This window comes from Wolbachia endosymbiont (group B) of Apotomis betuletana, assembly GCF_947250475.1.
Classification (GTDB): Bacteria; Pseudomonadota; Alphaproteobacteria; order Rickettsiales; family Anaplasmataceae; genus Wolbachia.
The window spans coordinates 1,175,722-1,195,142 of record NZ_OX366320.1 but is presented as its reverse complement, the minus strand read 5'-3'; the positions used below and the strand labels follow the sequence as shown (position 1 = coordinate 1,195,142).

Here is a 19,421-nt window from a genome sequence, read left to right as displayed (position 1 = left end):
GTGACAACTTCTCTCTTTCTTAACCACTTGCTGAAGAACGTTTATCTTCTGTAGCATCTGGTGATGGAGCAACTAATCTACTCAAAATCTCATCTTTTGGTCCCATAGCATAAATAACCCCATCTGACATGACGATCACTGTATTGACTACAGATAGTAGCTGTAGCTTATGAGTGATGATAACAGTGGTAGTATTTTGCTCTCTTGCAACATTGATTGCATTAATCAAGCGCGCCTCTCCATTACTGTCTAAGTTAGCATTCGGTTCATCAAGCACTAAAAGCTTAGTATTACCATAGAAAGCCCTTGCAAGTCCAAGAAGCTGTTTTTGGCCACCAGAGAGTATTACTCCTCCAGGTCCTCCTATTGTTGTATCATACCCATTTGGTAAGCTCAGTATTAATTCATGTATTCCTGCAATTTTTGCTGCTTTGATTATTTCTTCAGGATTTGGATCTGGTCTCATGCGGGCAATATTAGCTTTAACGCTCGTGTTAAATAACTCAATATCTTGAGGTAAGTAACCAACATAATTACCAAAGTTCTCTCGATTCCAAGTATATACATCAGCGCCATCTAGTCTGACTACACCTGATATGGGTTTCCAAACACCAACGGTTAGTTTTGCAATGGTCGACTTACCAGAAGCACTTGCACCAATAACACCAACAACATCCCCTGGTTCTATTACAAATGAGATTCCTTTTACTGTTGGCTTATTGCTCCCATAAGGAGTAAAAAATACCCTATCAAATTCCAACTTCCCTTCAGGCTCTGTTAGAGCCATAGTTTGCTCTCTTTTTGGGGATGTTAGTATAAGTCTTTGTAGCCTCTCATATGACATTCTGGCTTGATTTAAAAATTTCCAAGTATGAACTGCTGCATCAAATGGAGCCAATACTCTACCCATCAAAATCGAGGCAGCAATGATACTACCGGCAGTTTTGTGAGCTGTAATTGCAAGTAATGCGCCTGTTCCAATTACTGAAATTTGGAGAGTCGAGCGTAAAAACTTAGTAATCCCAGTAATCACATTAGAACGATTCTGCGCTGTAACTTGCATTGCACGATTTTGATCATTCCGTTTACACCAATCAGAAACTATAAATTCTGACATGCCCATAGCTTCAACCACCTCTGCGTTTCTTGTTGCAACATCTATAGCATTAATATTGCGTATAGTTTCTTCATTGGTTTCTCGCAATATACGCTTAGTGGCAAGTTCATTCCATACTGCCATTGAAACTAATATAATGATCCCGGCAATAGCTATAAACCCTGTAGAGGTATGTATCATAAAGATCACAACAAGGTAAATTAGCGACCATGGAGTATCGAACAGTGAAAATATACCATTTCCTGTAATGAAATTTTTTATTACTCCAAGATCTCGTATTGCTTCACCACTTGAAGTTGAGCTTTGTACTGATGTTAGCCTAATTGACCTTACTATTAGGTCTGGTGTTGCAGTTTTATCAATCCAGTCGCCAATTTTTGCCATGGCTAAATATCGACAAGTTTCAAGCATTGCAGAACATGCAAACGCAGATAAAGTAATAATCGTCAGCATAACTAATGTTGATACACTCTCGCTCGATATCACTCGATCAAGTACCTGAGAAGTATAGAGTGGCAAAAATAACATCAACGCATTAATCCCTGAACTAAACCAGAAAATGAACCAAAACGCACTCTTGCATTTCTCTAGACAAGTGTATAGTATACTTTGCTTTAATTCTTTTTTTATTGATGGAGTAATTTCCACAATCTTCCTTTTAACTTAACTATATGCACCATATATAACTTTTATTTCAAAAGTATTAACAGCTATTGCCTTACCCTATCGTTAATATAATAAAATGTTAACATATGCGAATAGGAAAACATAAACTTTTTTATAGCAAGACTATCTAATTCCTTCTCTACTATAATCTTATACGATAGCCTTGCCAATTGTTCTATGTTTTCCTTATCTACTACTCAATGACAGTTTACTATAATGCTTACTATCACTCCTCTGAAAGTTGATGCTATCAGAGTCAGTGATTACAATCTGCATCTATTTTCCTCTTTCTATATGATCAGGAAGTATTACATATTCCAATGATCTAGCTGTAATTGCTCTTTTTCTCACACAAGATGGACTTGAATATAACCTTGGTCTATATCTTTCGAATTTAAAACAGTCAACAGTAATCCCCTCCTCAAAGTTAGAAAGTATTAGAGATGGAGATTTACTAACTTCCTTATCACTCACAGAATTATTTGCACTACCATAACTCACATGACGCGCTGCACTATGATTGTTACCACACTCTTCTCTTGAGGTTGAACCGCTTGGATTAAAAGGAGTCGAAAATGTTGAATACCCATTGGTATCACCAAATCGTTTTATCAACCCACAGTTTTCTTCATTCATTTTTGTAATATTCTCTTGATTAGCACCTTCTGATAAGCTTGATGAAGCAATAAGATCTTCTTTTTTCTTACTAAAGATATTGCCTATTTTTAGCTTGGTTGCAACATTCTTGAATTTGTTTTTCGGAGCTTTTGGTTTAATTTCTGGATGCTCATTTATAGTAATTACACATGATGGATTATCTAACTTGTCCATTGTATTTTGTACTCTACTGTTGCGTCTTGAAAACAGACTAAGTTTTGCTGTTAAATCATTCAAAACAGGTGAACTTTTTCTACCTTCTAAAGAATTATTCGAACATGGTACTGCACTACCACCCCTACTCATTTTCTGAGGAGAAATATTGAGTTTGTCTTTACTCTCTAATCTAGTTTCATGCGTAAACTTGTAAAGTTCATTTTCCAATCGTGAAATATCTTCTGCATTCTTTATTAATAGTTCCAATATTGAGTTGTATTCCTCCAAATCATGATCCCCTACTTTTGTCTTAGCTAACTTTCCTGTAACCTCTTCAATTCTGTTCATTTTTTCAGTATAGTTTTCTATCTTACGTTTAACAGGTTCTTTTTGAAGGCCAATCACTAAGTTGTATAAGATAAGTAAAAATGATATCGAAGAAAATGCAATGGAAATCCAGGTAAGAATTTCTTCCTTTTCAGGTTCTGCATTATTATACTTAACGCAAACAGAAATAATCACACTTGATATTGACATGGCCAGATTATAGTAGTCTAGAAGCTTTTTGCTTCTTTCTTGATCTTCCATATTAAGTCTATCATATTTCCTTTTTTTGTTTTCCCTTATTTCATAAAAGAAATCTAAAAATAACCTCAAGATATTTGTGTCGCCATGTTTAAAAGCATAATCTAAAGCTGTTTTTTTTGCATTATCCTTTATATCAAAATTTATCTTCTTATTTACAGTTTTCTCTCCGGTGCTGATTGTTAGGTAGAATAAGGCTTTAATAGCTTTTTCCCTTAAGCGCTCATTTTGTTTACGCTTTTCTAAAACCAACTTTTTCAAAAATTGACCTTGCTTAAAATCCTCATTTATAGTTTTTTCAAAATCATTATCACTCATTACAAGATAGTGTAATGCTGTTCTTCCAGATTTAGATACAACATTTAACATTTTCTTATTATAGGGGTAATGATTATCTGTCATAAAATATTCTATTAACTCAGCATTAAGGCTCATGGCAGCTAAATGTAGAGGTATAAGCCCTTGACTGTTTGTGTTAAAAAGTGGTACTGTGTTCCTAATAATTGACTTAGCAATACTTTCAATAACATACTGAGAGAATCCTATGTCGTCGGCAAGAGCAGCCATGTGTAACGGTGTATTGTCATTTTCATCATATAACACTTTGATGTTAGCAGCCACCTTTTTACCTACAAGTTCTTTTGACACAAATTCAAGACATTCCTTATTGCCGCTCAAAATAGCTGCAAATAACAACTTTTTTTGTGTATCTTGTTCTAAAAAAATACCCTTTGGGCTTTTTTTTACCAAATACTTAACGCATTCTACTCTTCCACTGAGGATAGATAAGTGTAGTAAAGTTTGTCCATCCTTATTTTTCTTACTTAATATTTCTCCCACTCTCTCTTTTTTAAAAAGGTGCTCAAGGCATGATTTATTACCAACACGTGCTGCCATATGAAAGACGGTGTCACCGTTGCTATTCTCACGCAAAACCTCTTGATAAACGTCAAATTTCTTCTCTTCCAACTTTTTTTCTATCATGCTTAAAAACGATAAATCAAGTTGGGCAGCAAAATGTAAAGGGGTGTTTCCTTCATTATTACTCTTATTTACTTGCATGCTTCTGTCTATTAATAGACTCACACATTTTTTTCTTAGTTCTGTTTCTGTATTACTCGATAGAGCTAAGTGTAGGGCCATATTTCCTTTGCGTGTTTCTGTACTTAAATCGTAATCAGGAAATTTATTGAGTAAAAATGTTAGACAATCATACTTCCCGTACATTGCAGCTAAATGTACAAGATCTCTTCCATACTCACCTTTGGATTGAAGTATGCTATTTCCTATATTTTCATAAAATAGCTCTATACAATATGTATTACCATGTATAATAGCAATATGTAAGGGGGTGTTACCTTGTTTATTCTGAACAATTTTTGCACCTGATTTAATAAACAATTCTATTAGCTGTTTATTTCCATGTTTTGCAGCTATATGCAATGGGGTGTTACCATCTACATTTTCTTGATCAATTTTACTGTTTGGTCTACCTAAAAATTCTAGATGCTTTATAAGAAAATTTATGGCATTTTCTTGAGTTTCTGAGTTACCTGCAATCTTATGAAAAGGATTCTCATTATATTTATTTTTTAAAAATTGTACTTGATTATCAATGAAGAATTTTATGCACTCAGCATTTCCAGATTGCACAGCATAGTGTAATGCGTTATTTCCATATTTATCTGTTTTAATTTTCTCCTTATCAAAAATTCCTTTTGCTGTCAATATTTCTTTTAAATATTCTAGGAGGTTAGGACTTCCGCTTCTGGCAGCATAGTGTAACTCAGTTTTATTATTGGTAGTGCAACTAAAATCTGCTTCATTTTCTATGAGAATTTTCAAGCATTCTTTATTACCAGATTTAGCCGCATAGTGTAGTGGTGTTTTGCCATCTCTATCTTTATTCCTTAATGCTTCTTCAATGTCAAAATTAGAATTTTCTATCACAAAACGTAAAATATCTTCTTTACCCAACTCAGCTAAATAATGTAGAAGTGTTTTATCATTACTATCTGCAAAATTCTCCAGTTTTGTAATCAATTCTTTCTTCATACCAAGAATTAGAGATACAGCCATTTTAATATCACAATCCCTATTTTTCTTTTGTTGTCTTTCCCTAATTCTTTCAATAGCCACTGTTAATAGCGAAGAACCATCATTACTTATTATATTCCATCCATCTTGACAAAATTTTTCAGCTAATGAATCACTTATATTTTCTTCTAAAATCCTGCTTTTTATATAATCAAGATTATTAGTACATATATTATAGTTTTCTTCTTGAGTTACTTTGTTAATATAATCATATATGATTATTAGGTCTTGCTTATTGACTTTATCTTCTGAATTGCCTTGTAATGAAGAGAGGTCTATATTACTAATTGCTTTGGCCATACCAACGTTTACCGAAACAAATAAACCCGACCTGAGTGTCTTTGCGCTTGTACTAGATTTAGCTTTGAAAACATTAGTAACTGTGTCAAATTTATTTTTGAACATACTGTACCTCATAAATAATAATGCCGGTAGTGAATAAGGCTTTAGTAGATACCACTGTAATTTTTAAGCCTACAAAAATTCACCAGCGGCCGCATTATATAGTAGATAATTTTTTGTGCTAGTAATATTTTTCTAATTCCCACTTTTGCCTTGGTGCAAAGTCAAGAGAGTCTACATAGTTTCTCTGTAACCTTTCAATTCCTGTCCATCCAACCATCACTGCATTGTCTGTACATAAATTGCTTGGAGGAGAAAGCACGTTCAAATCTATGTATTTTTTCAATCTCTCCTTCAGAAAATTATTTGCTGCAACTCCACCGGTAATTACAAAATCATTGATTTTAATATTTAAAGATGCAGTGATATCAATAGCATTTCTGACTCTATCGAGTAATATGTCGCTAATACACTCTTGAAGCGAAGCACACATATCGCAAACATCTTGCTTGCTCATTGCAAGCTCTTTAACTAAGTTTTTTACTGCTGTTTTAATTCCAGAAAATGAGAAGTCACATCCAGAACGTTTTATCATTGCTCTTGGCAGCTTAAATCTCATACCATCACCTTTTTTAGCTAACTCTTCAATCAATGGACCTCCAGGATAGCTTAGATCCAGCATCTTAGCAATTTTATCAAACGCTTCACCCAGCGAGTCATCAAGTGTTTTTCCAAGTTTAATATACTTACCTACATCCTGTGCAATTAAAAATTGACAATGGCCACCCGATATAAGTAGGACTAGAAATGGAAATTTAACCTCATATAGCAGCCTAATAACTAATGTGTGTGCCTCTAAGTGATTAACTGCAATAAACGGTTTTTGTGCTACATGCGAAATTGCTTTAGCCATCATTGTACCAACTATTAGTCCACCTATGAGTCCTGGTCCTGATGTTGCTGCAATTGCATCTAGATCACAAAAGTTAAGGTTAGATTTTTCTATAGCGCTTTTTACTAGACCACTTAAATGCTTCATATGAGCACGTGACGCTATTTCAGGTATTACCCCACCGCGTTTTTTGTGCTCTTCCTGAGAAAGAATTTCGTGAGCAAGGACTTGCTTATTACTATTTACAATTGCTGCTGCAGTTTCATCACAGCTTGTTTCAACAGCTAATATAGTTTTCATATATATTTGAACTCTTTAATTGTGAGAACTATAACTTGAAATGTTGAAGAAGTGAACTTTGTTCTGTTAAGCTAATTATCATCTCCAAATATAGAACCAATTTTTTTACTCCCAGAGGAAAATTTATTAGTCCAACTGCTTTGTACTTTGTTTATATCTTTAAAGGCAGTTTTATTGCTATACTCCTTTACTTCTTTATCTATTATCTTCATTATTTGTGGATCCAGGCATCTCTTTTTCCATTGGTTAGTAGCAAGAAATACTTTATTTAAATCTTGAGTGCGAATTAGATATTCTTTATCTTTAGGATAAACTTCCTGAGCCCAAGCAAACAGCTCAAAATAGCGTGCGAATAACTCAGACGCACGTGATTTTGGAGTTTGGTAAACTTGTATCTCCTTAAATATAATTTGACCAATAATTTTTTGTACCAGAATATTTGACTGCTTTAAGTTCTGCTCAATATCCTGATAAACTTTATAGAGAAATTCTTGCTCTAAGCTTAAGTTCAGTTCATTTTCAACCATATGTGAAAGTTCATGTACTATGATGTAAGGATTTGACCTTCTTAGCACAATAACATACTTATTTAAACCAGAAGAACGAATTGTCTTACACACTCCCTCTTCCATATCCACTAATCCTTCTTGATATATTTCAAACGAGAGTCTAGTTTGCTTTATTAGTGACAAAGTGAGGTTTAATGTATTTCTAAACTTCTCAAATTGATAGAGATATTTGACATATTGTATTACGTTTTCACTATTTCCTACTTGAGTTGCTTGTTTTATTAAGTTCCTGATTAGCATGCTTCATTATTAAAGGAATTTTCTTTATGCTCAAGAATTATAAAGTGTTTTCAGGAAGTATAGCTAAAAAAGTTTAATTTACTTACATTCCGCTACTTATTATTAGCCAAGAGGTATCACGTCAGTATGACTTAGGAATGTACTAGATATAAAAGTGCAATATCAAATATATTTTACTAAAAATCAATCAACTTTTCACATGTTTGCTCTTCATAAAAGAAGCTCAATGTTATCGTAGTACCAAGTTTTGCTTCACTTTGAATGTTGAAAGTCCCACCCATTAACTCTACTAATTTCTTGCTTAGAGGTAATCCGATACCTGTGCCTTCGTTTCTATATCCCGAATCTGCTTGGCCAAAAACGGACATAACTTTATATATGTCCTGCTGCATTATCCCTATTCCATTATCATGAAACTCAATAGTTAATAAATTTTTTTCTATATTCTCTTTAATAATCATTCTTATTAAACCACCTTGAGGAGTGAACTTGATTGCATTTGATAACAAATTTATTATAACTTGCTTCATTCTTTTGGGATCGGCGATAACTAATAATTGTTTATCAGATATCTCTTTCTTTAAACTAATACCTGTTTCTTTTAGTTTAGGTGATAACATTTTTAAGCACGAATCTATTATCTTATTCAGATTAAACTTCACTTTCTCTACTGTTAAACTACTTGATTCAGCTTTAGAAAAATCGAGCACATCATTAATCAAAGCAAGTAAATGTGTACCAGCATTATATATATCGTCTACGTATTCCTTGTATTTAGAGTGATCTACCGAACCTAAAGTTTCATTTTTGATCAACTTTGCAAATCCAATAATAGCATTAAGAGGTGTACGCAACTCATGTGTAACACTTGCAAAAAATTTTATCTTATTTGCATTTTCTTGCTCTAATGCCTCTTTAACCCTTTGTAATTCAATATTAGTTTTATGCTGCTTGGCTAGCATTTGGGTATTGGAAAAGTGCAAATAAAGCATTATTAGTATTAAGATAACCAGTAATAAGCCCATTAATATTGAAAATAGACTATATACCATAATATAAGAGTCATTATAGCTTTGAATGATCTTCAAAAAAAATGAAGGCTTAATGTCATCTTCATGAAATATAGGGAAAGTAGAAGTTAATGTATTTCCTGTAGCGTAAAATATTTCTTGATTGCTTAGCAATTTATCAATTTCATCATTTGTAAGCAACTGCTCATAGTCATGACCTTGAGTATTAAAATTACTGAAAATTACTCTGGCATTTTGATCATACAGTATTAAGCTAAAATTTCTTACTTTGCTTACTGATTGTAACAATTCAGCACGCAATTTTACCAACTGGTTTATGTAATCAAAACTGTTATATTTAATATGATGTTTTTCTATTAGTAAATAATGATATTTTTTTATTATACTATTTTCCAATAGATCTTTTAAGTTTGCATTTGAATTACGGTAAAAAGAAAGAAAATTATTCTTTAATGAATAACTGCGGTATATTGTGCCCAATAAAACCACAAAAATTAATAAGAATAGCGAGATAATTTTTGTATATCTATTTGTTTTTAGTGTAGTAAAAATTAATTTACTTAATTTATACATATTCTTCTCATTGTGAAATAACGTCTTTTATGGTATTAATAAAAAATTAGCATATCATACTTTTATGACAATTTCTCCTATCTTGCCAGTTTATTCTCCTGTTAACATAAATTTTTCTTATGGCAAAGGTATTTACTTGTATGATATCGATAATAAGCGCTATATAGATTTTCACTCTGGAATAGCTGTTAGCAGTTTAGGTCATGCCAACCCACGATTAACTGATGTCCTAAAATTACAAGGAGAAAAACTATGGCATATATCAAATACCTATAATATATCTACTGCCAACAAATTTGCAGAAAATTTAATAAACAACAGCTTTGCTAATACTGTATTTTTTGCAAATTCTGGATCAGAAGCAGTGGAATGTGGACTTAAAATCGCTAGGGCCTATCAAAATGGAAAAGGTAATAAAAATCGCTATAGAATTCTAACATTTCATGGTGCATTTCATGGAAGGACATTTTTAACTTGTGCAACAAACGATAGACAGAAATTTTCTGAATTACTGAATCCTTATATTGACTGGTGTGATAACATAGAGCCCAATATTGAGAGTGTAAAGAAAGCAATTTCTAATGGCATAGGTGTTATATTAATAGAACCAATACAGGGACAAGGTGGTATTAAAGTAATGAGTGAAGTCTTCATGAAAGAGCTAAGAGAACTATGTAACGAAAACGACATACTGCTATTTTTTGATTGCGTTCAGTGCGGTGCTGGCAGGACAGGAAAGTTATTTGCATATGAACACATAGGAATTAAGCCTGACATATGTGCTCTTGCAAAAGGAATAGGAGGAGGTTTCCCTCTGGGGACTTGTCTTGCAACTGAAAAGGTTGCTAAGTACATGGCGGTCGGTATGCATGGTTCTACTTTTGGTGGTAATCCACTTGCAACTTCAGTAGGTAATGCTGTATTGGATGAATTGCTCAGCCCTGGCTTCTTAGAAAATGTTGAAGTTAGAGGTAAGTACTTAAAAAACAAACTAGAAAATTTAGCAAGCAAGTTTCCAATGATAGAAGAAGTGAGAGGAAAAGGGTTGATGCTAGGAATAAAAGTAAAAATGAATAACCAAAAATTTGCAGAAGAGCTAAGTCACCGTGGTTTACTTACTGTTGGAGTAACATCAGATAACGTTCTAAGAATCTTGCCTCCACTCATTATCACTGAAAAAGAGATTGATGAAGGCATTGAAATCCTCACTCAGTATTTATCTGAAAAGTTCTAGTTAAAAACTAAACCTTCCTGCTCACTAGTTGTTGGCTGTATCAAAATTGCAGATAAAGGGAGAGTAGACCGGTGGAACTTCCCCACGAGCCCCTCGCAAAACTGTGCATGAACCTCTCGACTCACACAGCTTCCATTATTCATCTTTTGACCTAAACCTAATATCCAGTGGTAGAAAGTTTCTGGCCCTTCCTTTCTCATTTTTCCTAGAAGTTGCCTTGCTAGTCTTCCATGAGTTCGAAGTTTCTTGTACTTTCTTCTGACCCACTTTTCTAGGTGCCGCTCTATGTTTCTCAGAGGTTTGTATATCTCTTTCCTGTAAAACCTGCCATAGTACTGATACCATCCTCTGACTATTGGATTTACTATCTTTGATATTTCCTCTAATGTTTTGTGTGTATTTCGTAGTATTTTCCATGACCTTATGGTTGTAGTAATATTTTTCTTGGCTTTGTTGCTAATTGCAGGAAGAAATGAAACAAAATGCTTTCCTATTTTACTTTTTGCTAACCTTGGTCTATATGTGTAGCCCAGAAAATCAAAACTTTGCGTAGGAAATTCACTTTTTCTATTGTCATCCTTGCAGTACACAATTTGTGTCTTTTCAGGATGTAATTTTAGCTTATGCTCAGCCAATCTTTCTTCAATTGCTATCTTCATAAATTCCGCCTGCTTCTGAGTCTTACAGTGCACTATCGCATCATCTACATACCTCTCAAATGGTATTGTTGGGCACTTTTGTCTCATCCACTCATCAAATACATGATGCATAAATATGTTTGAGATTATCGGGCTTATTGAACCTCCCTGTGGAACTCCTTTATCCCTGATTACCTTACTGCCATCTGTTTGCTGAATTGGAGCTTTCATCCATCTTTCAACATACAGTATGACCCATTTGCAGTCTGTGTGCTTCTTGATAGCTTGCAATGCCAACTTGTGGTCTAAATTGTCGAAAAATCCTGATATATCAAGATCTATCACCCAATCGTACCTCCAGCATCTTTTACGCGCTGTGTCTACCGCATCCAATGCAGATCTATTTGGTCTATAACCATATGAATCTTCGTGGAATTTTGGCTCTACTAGCGGCTCAAGATACATAGAAGCTACTGTTTGCCCTATCCTGTCGATTACTGAAGGAACACCTAAAATTCTTTGTCCTCTTCCTGTACCTTTCGGTATTGCAACAGCTTTTACAGCTTCTGGAAAATAACTTCCAGATGACATCCGATTCCATAGTTTGTACAGATTATCTTTTAGATTTTCCTCAAATTTTGTTATCGAAACCTCATCTACACCAGCAGCACCCTTATTTCTCGATACTTGTTTATAAGCTCTCCAAATAAGTTGCTTTGGTATATCAAAAGACTTTGTTTTATTCATTAACTCCTCCCTTGCGGTTGATAAATAACTAAAACTAAATAACTCAGCCCCTTCGCTCCATTCCCATTACAGAAACTTCTTCACTACTACGAGCTGATCCGCCCCTGTTTTTCGCATCGGTACTCTCATCCTTAGAGTTTAGCTCCTTGGATTTCTTCCTTATCATCGAAACGACAGGTTCCCGTAGTTCCGCACAATAGCCTAAAATAGATTCATGCCACCTCTATGCCGGACGCCATCTACCCAGTAAACAAGCTCCTGATAGACTTATCCCAGGTTACTACAGAACCCCTGGTTTTGACGCCTCCTAATTGTCATTTTCGACACTTCATCAGTGGTTCACTTTCGTTCATCTCTCTACTTCACACATGATGCATAGTTGCACCTTTTCCATAACGCTCACCACCTTGGCTCTTTACCAAAGCAGCTTATGGTTGTTTAAAGCCTGCTCTTGTAAACCGGCTCCGAGGGGCCCACCCTCATCTATCATGCAGCTTCAACACTTTCCATGTCTCTACGGCGCACCTGTAGCTACAACTTTATCAGCTACTTCATTTGTACACTTTGCCTTTTCCTGTTCTCTTATCAGTGTAAGCTCATTTATATCACTTAGTGAGTCAAATTTTGTTGCATCTTCAAATATAAAAGATTGCACGGCACTCTTCTCAACACCTAAGAAAGCACCATTACCAAACGATAATGCCACATCTAATAACTTCTGCATTAAACTGTTTTTAACAATGAATTTAAATAGCTCCTCTAACACAACTGGCACTCCAAAAGTAAAAAATGCTCCTCTCACTAAATAGGTTGTTATTTCATATAACAATGCACCACACAAGAGTGCCAGTGGTCCAAATACTATAAAACCGCAAAGTAAAGGCAATGGCATGGTCTGACCTGATGATATTCTACCTATAAGCTCCATTGAAATTATAAACCCAATAAGTAACATAGCTCTACCTAGATATGTCCTTTCTTTAGAGCGTTTGTTAAAGTTTTTCTCACGTAACTTAGAAAAATCATTGTTAACTCTGACTTCAAAAATATTATGGTTGATTTTTAATTTTAGCTCTAAGTCCTCTATTCCATGATGCCACTTATGACACCTTACAATTTCATCAATTATCGTACTAACTTGATTATTGATTTTGTATAATTTGCTTTCTTGATATAAGTTGCCTTGATAATATTTTTCTCTCAAGTCTACACAATTTAAATTCTTTAAATCACATAAAAAATCTTTGATTTCTTGTGCCATTTTATTAGCATCATCTTCGTAGCCTACAGCTTTCAAAATTGTTACCAAGTGTTTATTTTCAATTTGAGCAATTGTTCTATCTAATGCACGTATATATTGCTTGGATTGAAAATATGAGATGATTTTTTCTTTACATCTATCCTCATTGCCTTCGTACAAACTATTTCTTTTGAAACTGCTGTCATGTTCTTTGGCAATTTCTAATGCATGAACCAATACATTTTGCGCCTTCACACTACTTTCACAGTGACAGTTTCTGATTATGTGTACATACGCTCTTGCACTGGTATCTCCAGATTTATCTATATTGTACGCTTTAGCCAAAAAGACTAAATAGTCAAACCCTGCCCAAAGATAATACATTACCTTTGTTATAGCACTCCCCACAGAAAATAAAGCTGAGCGTGTGCAAGATAATTTACCGTTGTTTTTAATTCTGTTCTCATATGAACGAAGGTATGCCTCTGTACTTTTTAAAATCCTATGTAAATCTTGTTCTGTCTTTTTGACATCAAAATCATTTATATCATGAACTTTTTCATACGTTTCTTTTATCAAATCACTAGAAAACTTCTTCAGAGCTGAATCATCAATATTTCCTAATGCATCAATATTTTTACTAATATAGATTTCTATTTTTCTTCCAAGTTCTTCTCCCATTCTATTTTTTAGCAACTTATTGTATTTATTAGTAGCTGGAAACAAAACTTTCTGACAAAATTTCTGTGGTTCGTTTTTAAAATTTGCTAAGATCTTATTCACAAATAGCTCAACTTCTTCACCTGCAGCAGCGAAAAACCATGATTGTCTGCTCTCATTACGCTCTCTATTTCTTCCAAGATTCTGTAGGGCTTCAGATGGATTATTGAACTGACTAACCGAATCTGCAAATATTGATGCAACATGATTATATTCACTATCAAATCCACGACCTTTCGATCCATCTATAACCGTTGTCAACGCATATTTAGCCAATGAATCAAAATCTCTTTTTTCATAATCACAATAAAGAGTTCGATATCCACCTATCTGATTACGTATTATCGCTGAAAAGAGTCTGTTTTCTCCAATACCAAGATCATTTTTCCCAATTCCTGCAAAGATACATTTATTTTGTTTGCAGAAATCAATGAGACTATGTAGTATACCTTCCTCTCTTTCCATGAGGTCATGGAGCTCTTTGCTTAAGCGCCAATTATCAACTATTAAGCTGCATTGCTCATTATCACTTTTACTCAATGCTTCAATTACTGTCTTTATTTGCGGTAAGAGCTCATCTCTAGCAAATTGCTCACTAAAGCCTTTTCTCTCTAGGTAGCTTATAATATTGTTATCATTAGTGGTGCTAACATTCTTTTTAACATCTTCTATCAATTCACTCAAACCTTCTCTTCTTTTTTTATCTAAAGTAATATTATCACACTTCATTAAATATGAGAGAGTAAGATCGATCATTGAATGCATTACTCTATATTTTAGATATTCAGCAGTACTACTGAAATCCACCTTTTCTTTTAATTCAGATATCTGCTCTTCTGTCAGACTAGGATGTTGCTTTTTAACGCAGCTTATAAAGTTCGCTTCGCGTAACTTGAGCCTATAGTCTTGATAAGATATCCCTTCAGGCTGAAATTTATTATACACTTCATAACGTGTACTACCTTCATATACTAAATTATCTCTACCCTGCAACGCAAAGTTAAGATTAACTATACTATTTACATCATCAGCTAAAAGCAGAGCACTTTCTCCAATTGGGCTTTGCACATTCCATCTTATAGAAGTTAATAAATCATCGGTATCAACAAGCTTATTGTAATTAAAAACTTCTTCGCTCTCTTCAACATATTCATGAGCTGGGCTCGATTTTTCTCTAGTAAATAAGCTACGCACGTTAGCAAGAAATCTAGAAAGCAGTTCTTTTGACTCTACACCAGTTGCTTTAGTTAGTACCCACCAAATTGGCAACATTACTATACCAAATATAAACATAGAAATTGTATAATATAAGTTTCCAATCAAAGCAGAATACAGCCAATAATCTGAAGTTAGACCAATTACAGCAGCAACATTACTATTTATAACAGGAAATAATGTAATCATAGGTATTATAGTAACAGCAATATTCACTACAAATGCTAGAGTGAAATTTGTTCTCCTATTGGTTTTTGCAATAACACTTGCTGTTTCGATGGCGTTTGCAATACAACGTCTACTCAATCTTGTCGGGCTGATAACTTTTCCGCATCTATTTAAAATCCTTCTCTTTGGTGTTGCAGTGAGGTAAGTCGTAGGATATTTCTCATCAAGCTTGCACATGTTCTCAAAATCCTGCTGCTTATTAATACTGTCTGCTTCATCAACACTAATCCACAACTTGGTATTTTGGTCTTTTAATTTCTGATCATTTTCTTGCTGTAATAGCAGGTCATGTGTTATTATAATTGTTGTAGGTTCAGTTGCCTGCAGTGCATTTTTAATTTCCTCAGCAGTTTTGGGTGTCCTAATGTTTACAGTAAATGCACTACTCATCATTTTTTTAGCTTGGTTTACTAGATCACTGTTTGGTACTGCAACCAGATGATGAAACCCTGCTTGGGCTAGTACATGGCTCCACATTCCAATATCGTAAGTCTTGCCAAACCCAGTTTCTGCATCGATCAGAACATTACAGTTAGTAGTAGAAGGGTTGCGTAAATGTTCTAATGCCTCTTCAACAACAGGTTTACGACGTGCTACTATTATAGATTCCTTTGTATCATCAAGTTTTATAGATTCACCTTGCAACTTACAGTTGATTTCTTCTAAGCCACTTATAATACTTTGCTTTTCTTGATTGCTGATAGAACTCACACATTATCCACTATAATTATCACAATATTAATTGTATGTTAATTCAGTAAATTGTCAATTCTATAGACAAAAAGCTGATTTCAACTATCATATTAATATGAATATATGCCTCGGAATAATTACTTCTCCCCATGGAATCAAAGGAGCTGTTAAGATAAAAACCTTTACTGAAAAGCCCGAAAATATTTTCCTATATGGTGAACTAATAAGCGGAAGTGAAAATTATAAAATAAGCTTGGTGTCTGTTGTCAGTAATAATTTAGTAATAGCAACAATTAGCGGTGTGAACTCCCGTAATGAAGCAGAACTTTTAAGAAATAAAAAGTTATATATAGAGAGAAATAAGCTACCACAATTAAATGATGAGGATGAATTTTACCAAAATGATCTTGTGAATATGGAAGTAAGATTAGAAAGTAATGAATTATATGGCTATGTGAAGTCTGTACATAATTTTGGCTCAGGGGATATATTAGAAATTTTGGTTATCAGCACAAAAAAAAACATTATGCTATCTTTCACTAAAGAAATATTTCCATACATCAACATGAAGGAAAGATATATAGTAATCAACATGCCAGAATTCATTGGCCAATAAAAATTTTGATATTTGTATAAAGTTATTTATAATCATCAGACTAAATTAAAAGTGTAATTATGGCAGAAAGGGCTAATGATATCAGGCCAGGTCAGGTACTAGAACATAACGGTGGTTTATTTTCGGTTATAAGTATTATGCATACTCAACCTGGTAAGGGTGGTGCATATATACAAGCTGAAATGAAAAATATCCAAACAGGAGCAAAGTACTATGAGAGGTTTCGCTCTGATGCAACAATCAGAAGGGCAATTTTAGATGAAGAGGAATATGTTTATCTCTTTACTGAAGGGAATATCGTAAATCTTATGCATCCAAGTAGTTACGAGCAGATTGTTATAAATTTAGACTTATTAGGGGAAAAGAAGGCTTATTTGCAAGATAATATGAAAATTAAAGTAGTAACTTATCAAGATAAAATAATTTCTGCACATGTGCCTGATCACGTTACACTAACTGTAAAAGGAACAGAGTCTGTTATCAAAGGGCAGACTGTTACTGCTTCTTATAAGCCTGCAATTTTGGAAAACGGAATACGTGTTAACGTGCCTCAATTTATAAAAGAAGGGGATAAAATTGTAGTACATACTCCTGATAATAGCTATTACGAAAGAGTAAAAGAGTAAATGGCCATTTCATCACCACGAATCAATGTGATGCTTGATTCTGTACGCAGTGCCTCCAAGCAGCTTATACGTGATTTTAATGAATTGCAAATTTCAAGCGTTAAGTCAGCAGACTTTATCAATAAAACTTATTCAAAATCCAAGCAACTTATATACGATTGCTTGAAAAACTACAACCAGAACTATGACTTTATTTTTGAAGACGATGTGGGCCAAGATCTAAAAGACGGCAGTTATACTTGGTTTATTATACCTATAGAAGGCAAGGAAAACCTTTTTAGTTGTATGGTTTATTTTGCAGTATCAGTTTGTCTCATTCATAAAAACAGAGTTGTAGCAGCTGTGATTGATGCTCCAGCGCTTAGAGAAACTTTCTGGGCAGAGGAAAAGAAAGGAGCTTTTCTTGAAGATTTCAAATCTCGCCATGTAAAAATGCGGATGAAAGCTCGTGAAGGGGGAATAATAGACATAAGTGGTAATTTGTTAAATAAATTACCACTTGACAATAATAATCTACGCTCCCTTGGCTCAACGGTACTAGGTTTTGCATATCTTGCTGCCGGAAGATACAATGGAATAATTTACTCTGGAATTAATAAATATAAAACTTCACTCGGTAGGCTTTTTCTGCAAGAAAGCGGTGGGAGATTAAGGGAAGATAACGCGCTTGTCATTGCTGGAGATATAAACTAAAGTTCATTCAAAAGAGCAAAAGTCACGTAGTGAAAATAATAAATGGTCTTACCTACCCCTCATTGCAGCAGGGTGGCAAAATAAGATAGACGAGAAAAGACAACTATAGGAACAAATAGGTGTCATTCCAGCACGTGACACTAGAATCCAGATTGTTTAGACTGGATCCTATGGTCAAGCCATAGGATGACAAAAGAGTAAACTTTACCTGTGTGAGCTATAGATCCCAGTGTTAGCTACTTTCATGACAAGAAATAAAGCACTGATTTTGTACATTAACCATGCTTTTAAATAGATACCTTATTCTTGGCAACTTTAAACTCAACAACAGACACAAACAGACAATTTCTCAAAAACTTTTACAAGAGATTTTGTTAAATGCTCTATCATTTCATTTGTATGGTAAGGCGTAGGAGTAATACGGAAGCGCTCAGTCCCCTTGGAAACTGTTGGGTAATTTATATGTTGTACATATATTCCATACTCATCAAATAACAATTTTGATGCTTTTTTGGACAACTCAGGATCGCCAATTATGATTGGAATTATATGAGTTTCTGTTTGCATAAAATTCACTCCTGCGTTTCTCAGTGAGTCTTTTACCTTTTCAACAGACTGCTTTTGCTTCTCTCTTTCAACATTGCTCGATTTTAAATGCTCAACGCTTGCCTTTGCTGCTGCTGCTAAAACGGGTGACATAGCAGTAGTAAAAATAAATCCTGGGGCTGAACTTCTTATTACATCCACCAAGCTCTTTGAAGACGCTATATATCCACCCATCACTCCAAAAGCCTTTGATAATGTACCCTGAATAACAGTTATTCTATCCATCAAACCTTCTCTTTCTGCAATTCCGCCACCGCGCGGTCCATACATGCCAACTGCGTGTACCTCATCCAAATAGGTAATTGCATTATACTGATCTGCTAGATCACATATCGCTTCAAGCGGTGCTACATCACCATCCATTGAGTATACAGATTCAAGTGCTATTATTTTCGGCGTTTTTATATCTATAGACTTTAGCAACTGCTCTAAGTGATCAACATCATTATGCCTAAATATGTGCTTCGGTCTTTTTCCTGATTTTATACCTTCTATCATTGAAGAATGGTTTTTCTCATCTGAAAAAATTACCACGCCCGGAATAACAGACGATAAAGTACTAAGTGTAGTTTGGTTGGCAAGATAGCCACAAGCAAAAGTTAAAGCAGCTTCTTTTTGATGCAAGTCAGCCAAAGACTTCTCGAGCTCAACAACTTCCTTTGTTGTACCTGATATATTTCTTGTTCCTCCAGCACCAACAGATGAATTTTGAATAGCAGCAATGACACTATCGTTTTGTGACATTCCCAGATAATTATTACTGCACCAGACAATAACCTCTCTATTTCTTTCATAATCCATAATATAGGGAAGTTTGCCAGGTAATGACGCAAAATGCGTAAATTCACGATAGCGCCCTTCTTCTTTTATATCTTTGATTTTATTTAAGAATATTTCTTCGTAGTTTACCAAGTTTTTATCTATTAACAATCAATATAAT

12 protein-coding genes are annotated in these 19,421 nt (G+C 34.3%); 4 read left to right on the top strand and 8 right to left on the bottom strand.

What is annotated here, in order from left to right:
- Window positions 1-19 precede the first annotated feature (19 nt).
- The 5 genes from OOK82_RS05540 to OOK82_RS05520 all read right to left on the bottom strand — a co-directional run bounded on the left by OOK82_RS05540 (window position 20) and on the right by OOK82_RS05520 (window position 9,225).
- Complete coding sequence (locus OOK82_RS05540) at window positions 20-1,765, bottom strand: type I secretion system permease/ATPase (protein WP_264704548.1); 1,746 nt, start codon at window positions 1,763-1,765, stop codon at window positions 20-22.
- Between the two features lie 294 nt (window positions 1,766-2,059).
- Window positions 2,060-5,683, bottom strand: a complete 3,624-nt coding sequence (locus tag OOK82_RS05535) for an ankyrin repeat domain-containing protein (protein ID WP_264704547.1) — start codon at window positions 5,681-5,683, stop codon at window positions 2,060-2,062.
- 118 nt (window positions 5,684-5,801) lie between these two features.
- Window positions 5,802-6,812: a tRNA (adenosine(37)-N6)-threonylcarbamoyltransferase complex transferase subunit TsaD gene (gene tsaD, locus OOK82_RS05530; protein ID WP_264686798.1), complete on the bottom strand. Its 1,011-nt coding sequence runs from the start codon at window positions 6,810-6,812 to the stop codon at window positions 5,802-5,804.
- Window positions 6,813-6,883: 71 nt separating this feature from the next.
- The gene (locus tag OOK82_RS05525) at window positions 6,884-7,621 is read right to left on the bottom strand and encodes a WD_0702 family putative metalloprotease (RefSeq protein ID WP_010403278.1); all 738 of its coding nucleotides are present in this window, start codon (window positions 7,619-7,621) and stop codon (window positions 6,884-6,886) included.
- Window positions 7,622-7,797: 176 nt separating this feature from the next.
- Window positions 7,798-9,225, bottom strand: a complete 1,428-nt coding sequence (locus OOK82_RS05520; protein ID WP_010403276.1) for a sensor histidine kinase — start codon at window positions 9,223-9,225, stop codon at window positions 7,798-7,800.
- A 64-nt stretch (window positions 9,226-9,289) separates the two neighbouring features.
- Here OOK82_RS05520 and OOK82_RS05515 point away from each other — a divergent pair, with 64 nt between their 5' ends.
- Complete coding sequence (locus OOK82_RS05515) at window positions 9,290-10,459, top strand: aspartate aminotransferase family protein (RefSeq protein ID WP_264686799.1); 1,170 nt, start codon at window positions 9,290-9,292, stop codon at window positions 10,457-10,459.
- Here OOK82_RS05515 and ltrA read toward each other — a convergent pair.
- Both ltrA and OOK82_RS05505 read right to left on the bottom strand, forming a co-directional pair.
- On the bottom strand, window positions 10,456-11,844 hold the full coding sequence (ltrA, locus tag OOK82_RS05510; RefSeq protein WP_264686800.1) for a group II intron reverse transcriptase/maturase: 1,389 nt from the start codon (window positions 11,842-11,844) through the stop codon (window positions 10,456-10,458). The two genes, OOK82_RS05515 and ltrA, sit on opposite strands and share 4 nt — an antisense overlap.
- Window positions 11,845-12,358: 514 nt before the next feature.
- The gene (locus OOK82_RS05505) at window positions 12,359-15,958 is read right to left on the bottom strand and encodes a DEAD/DEAH box helicase (RefSeq protein ID WP_264704546.1); all 3,600 of its coding nucleotides are present in this window, start codon (window positions 15,956-15,958) and stop codon (window positions 12,359-12,361) included.
- A gap of 97 nt (window positions 15,959-16,055) precedes the next feature.
- On the opposite strand from OOK82_RS05505, the gene rimM reads away from it, so the two are divergent.
- Genes rimM through OOK82_RS05490 form a run of 3 tightly spaced genes read left to right on the top strand, consistent with a single transcriptional unit; the run spans window position 16,056 to window position 17,875 of the window.
- Window positions 16,056-16,556, top strand: a complete 501-nt coding sequence (rimM, locus tag OOK82_RS05500) for a ribosome maturation factor RimM (protein ID WP_007302194.1) — start codon at window positions 16,056-16,058, stop codon at window positions 16,554-16,556.
- Between the two features lie 59 nt (window positions 16,557-16,615).
- The gene (gene efp, locus OOK82_RS05495) at window positions 16,616-17,182 is read left to right on the top strand and encodes an elongation factor P (RefSeq protein ID WP_010403241.1); all 567 of its coding nucleotides are present in this window, start codon (window positions 16,616-16,618) and stop codon (window positions 17,180-17,182) included.
- Complete coding sequence (locus tag OOK82_RS05490) at window positions 17,183-17,875, top strand: inositol monophosphatase family protein (protein WP_264686803.1); 693 nt, start codon at window positions 17,183-17,185, stop codon at window positions 17,873-17,875.
- A 321-nt stretch (window positions 17,876-18,196) separates the two neighbouring features.
- Here OOK82_RS05490 and hemA read toward each other — a convergent pair whose 3' ends face one another.
- Window positions 18,197-19,393, bottom strand: coding sequence for a 5-aminolevulinate synthase (hemA, locus tag OOK82_RS05485; RefSeq protein WP_264687269.1), 1,197 nt, complete (start codon window positions 19,391-19,393; stop codon window positions 18,197-18,199).
- Between the last annotated feature and the right edge of the window lie 28 nt (window positions 19,394-19,421).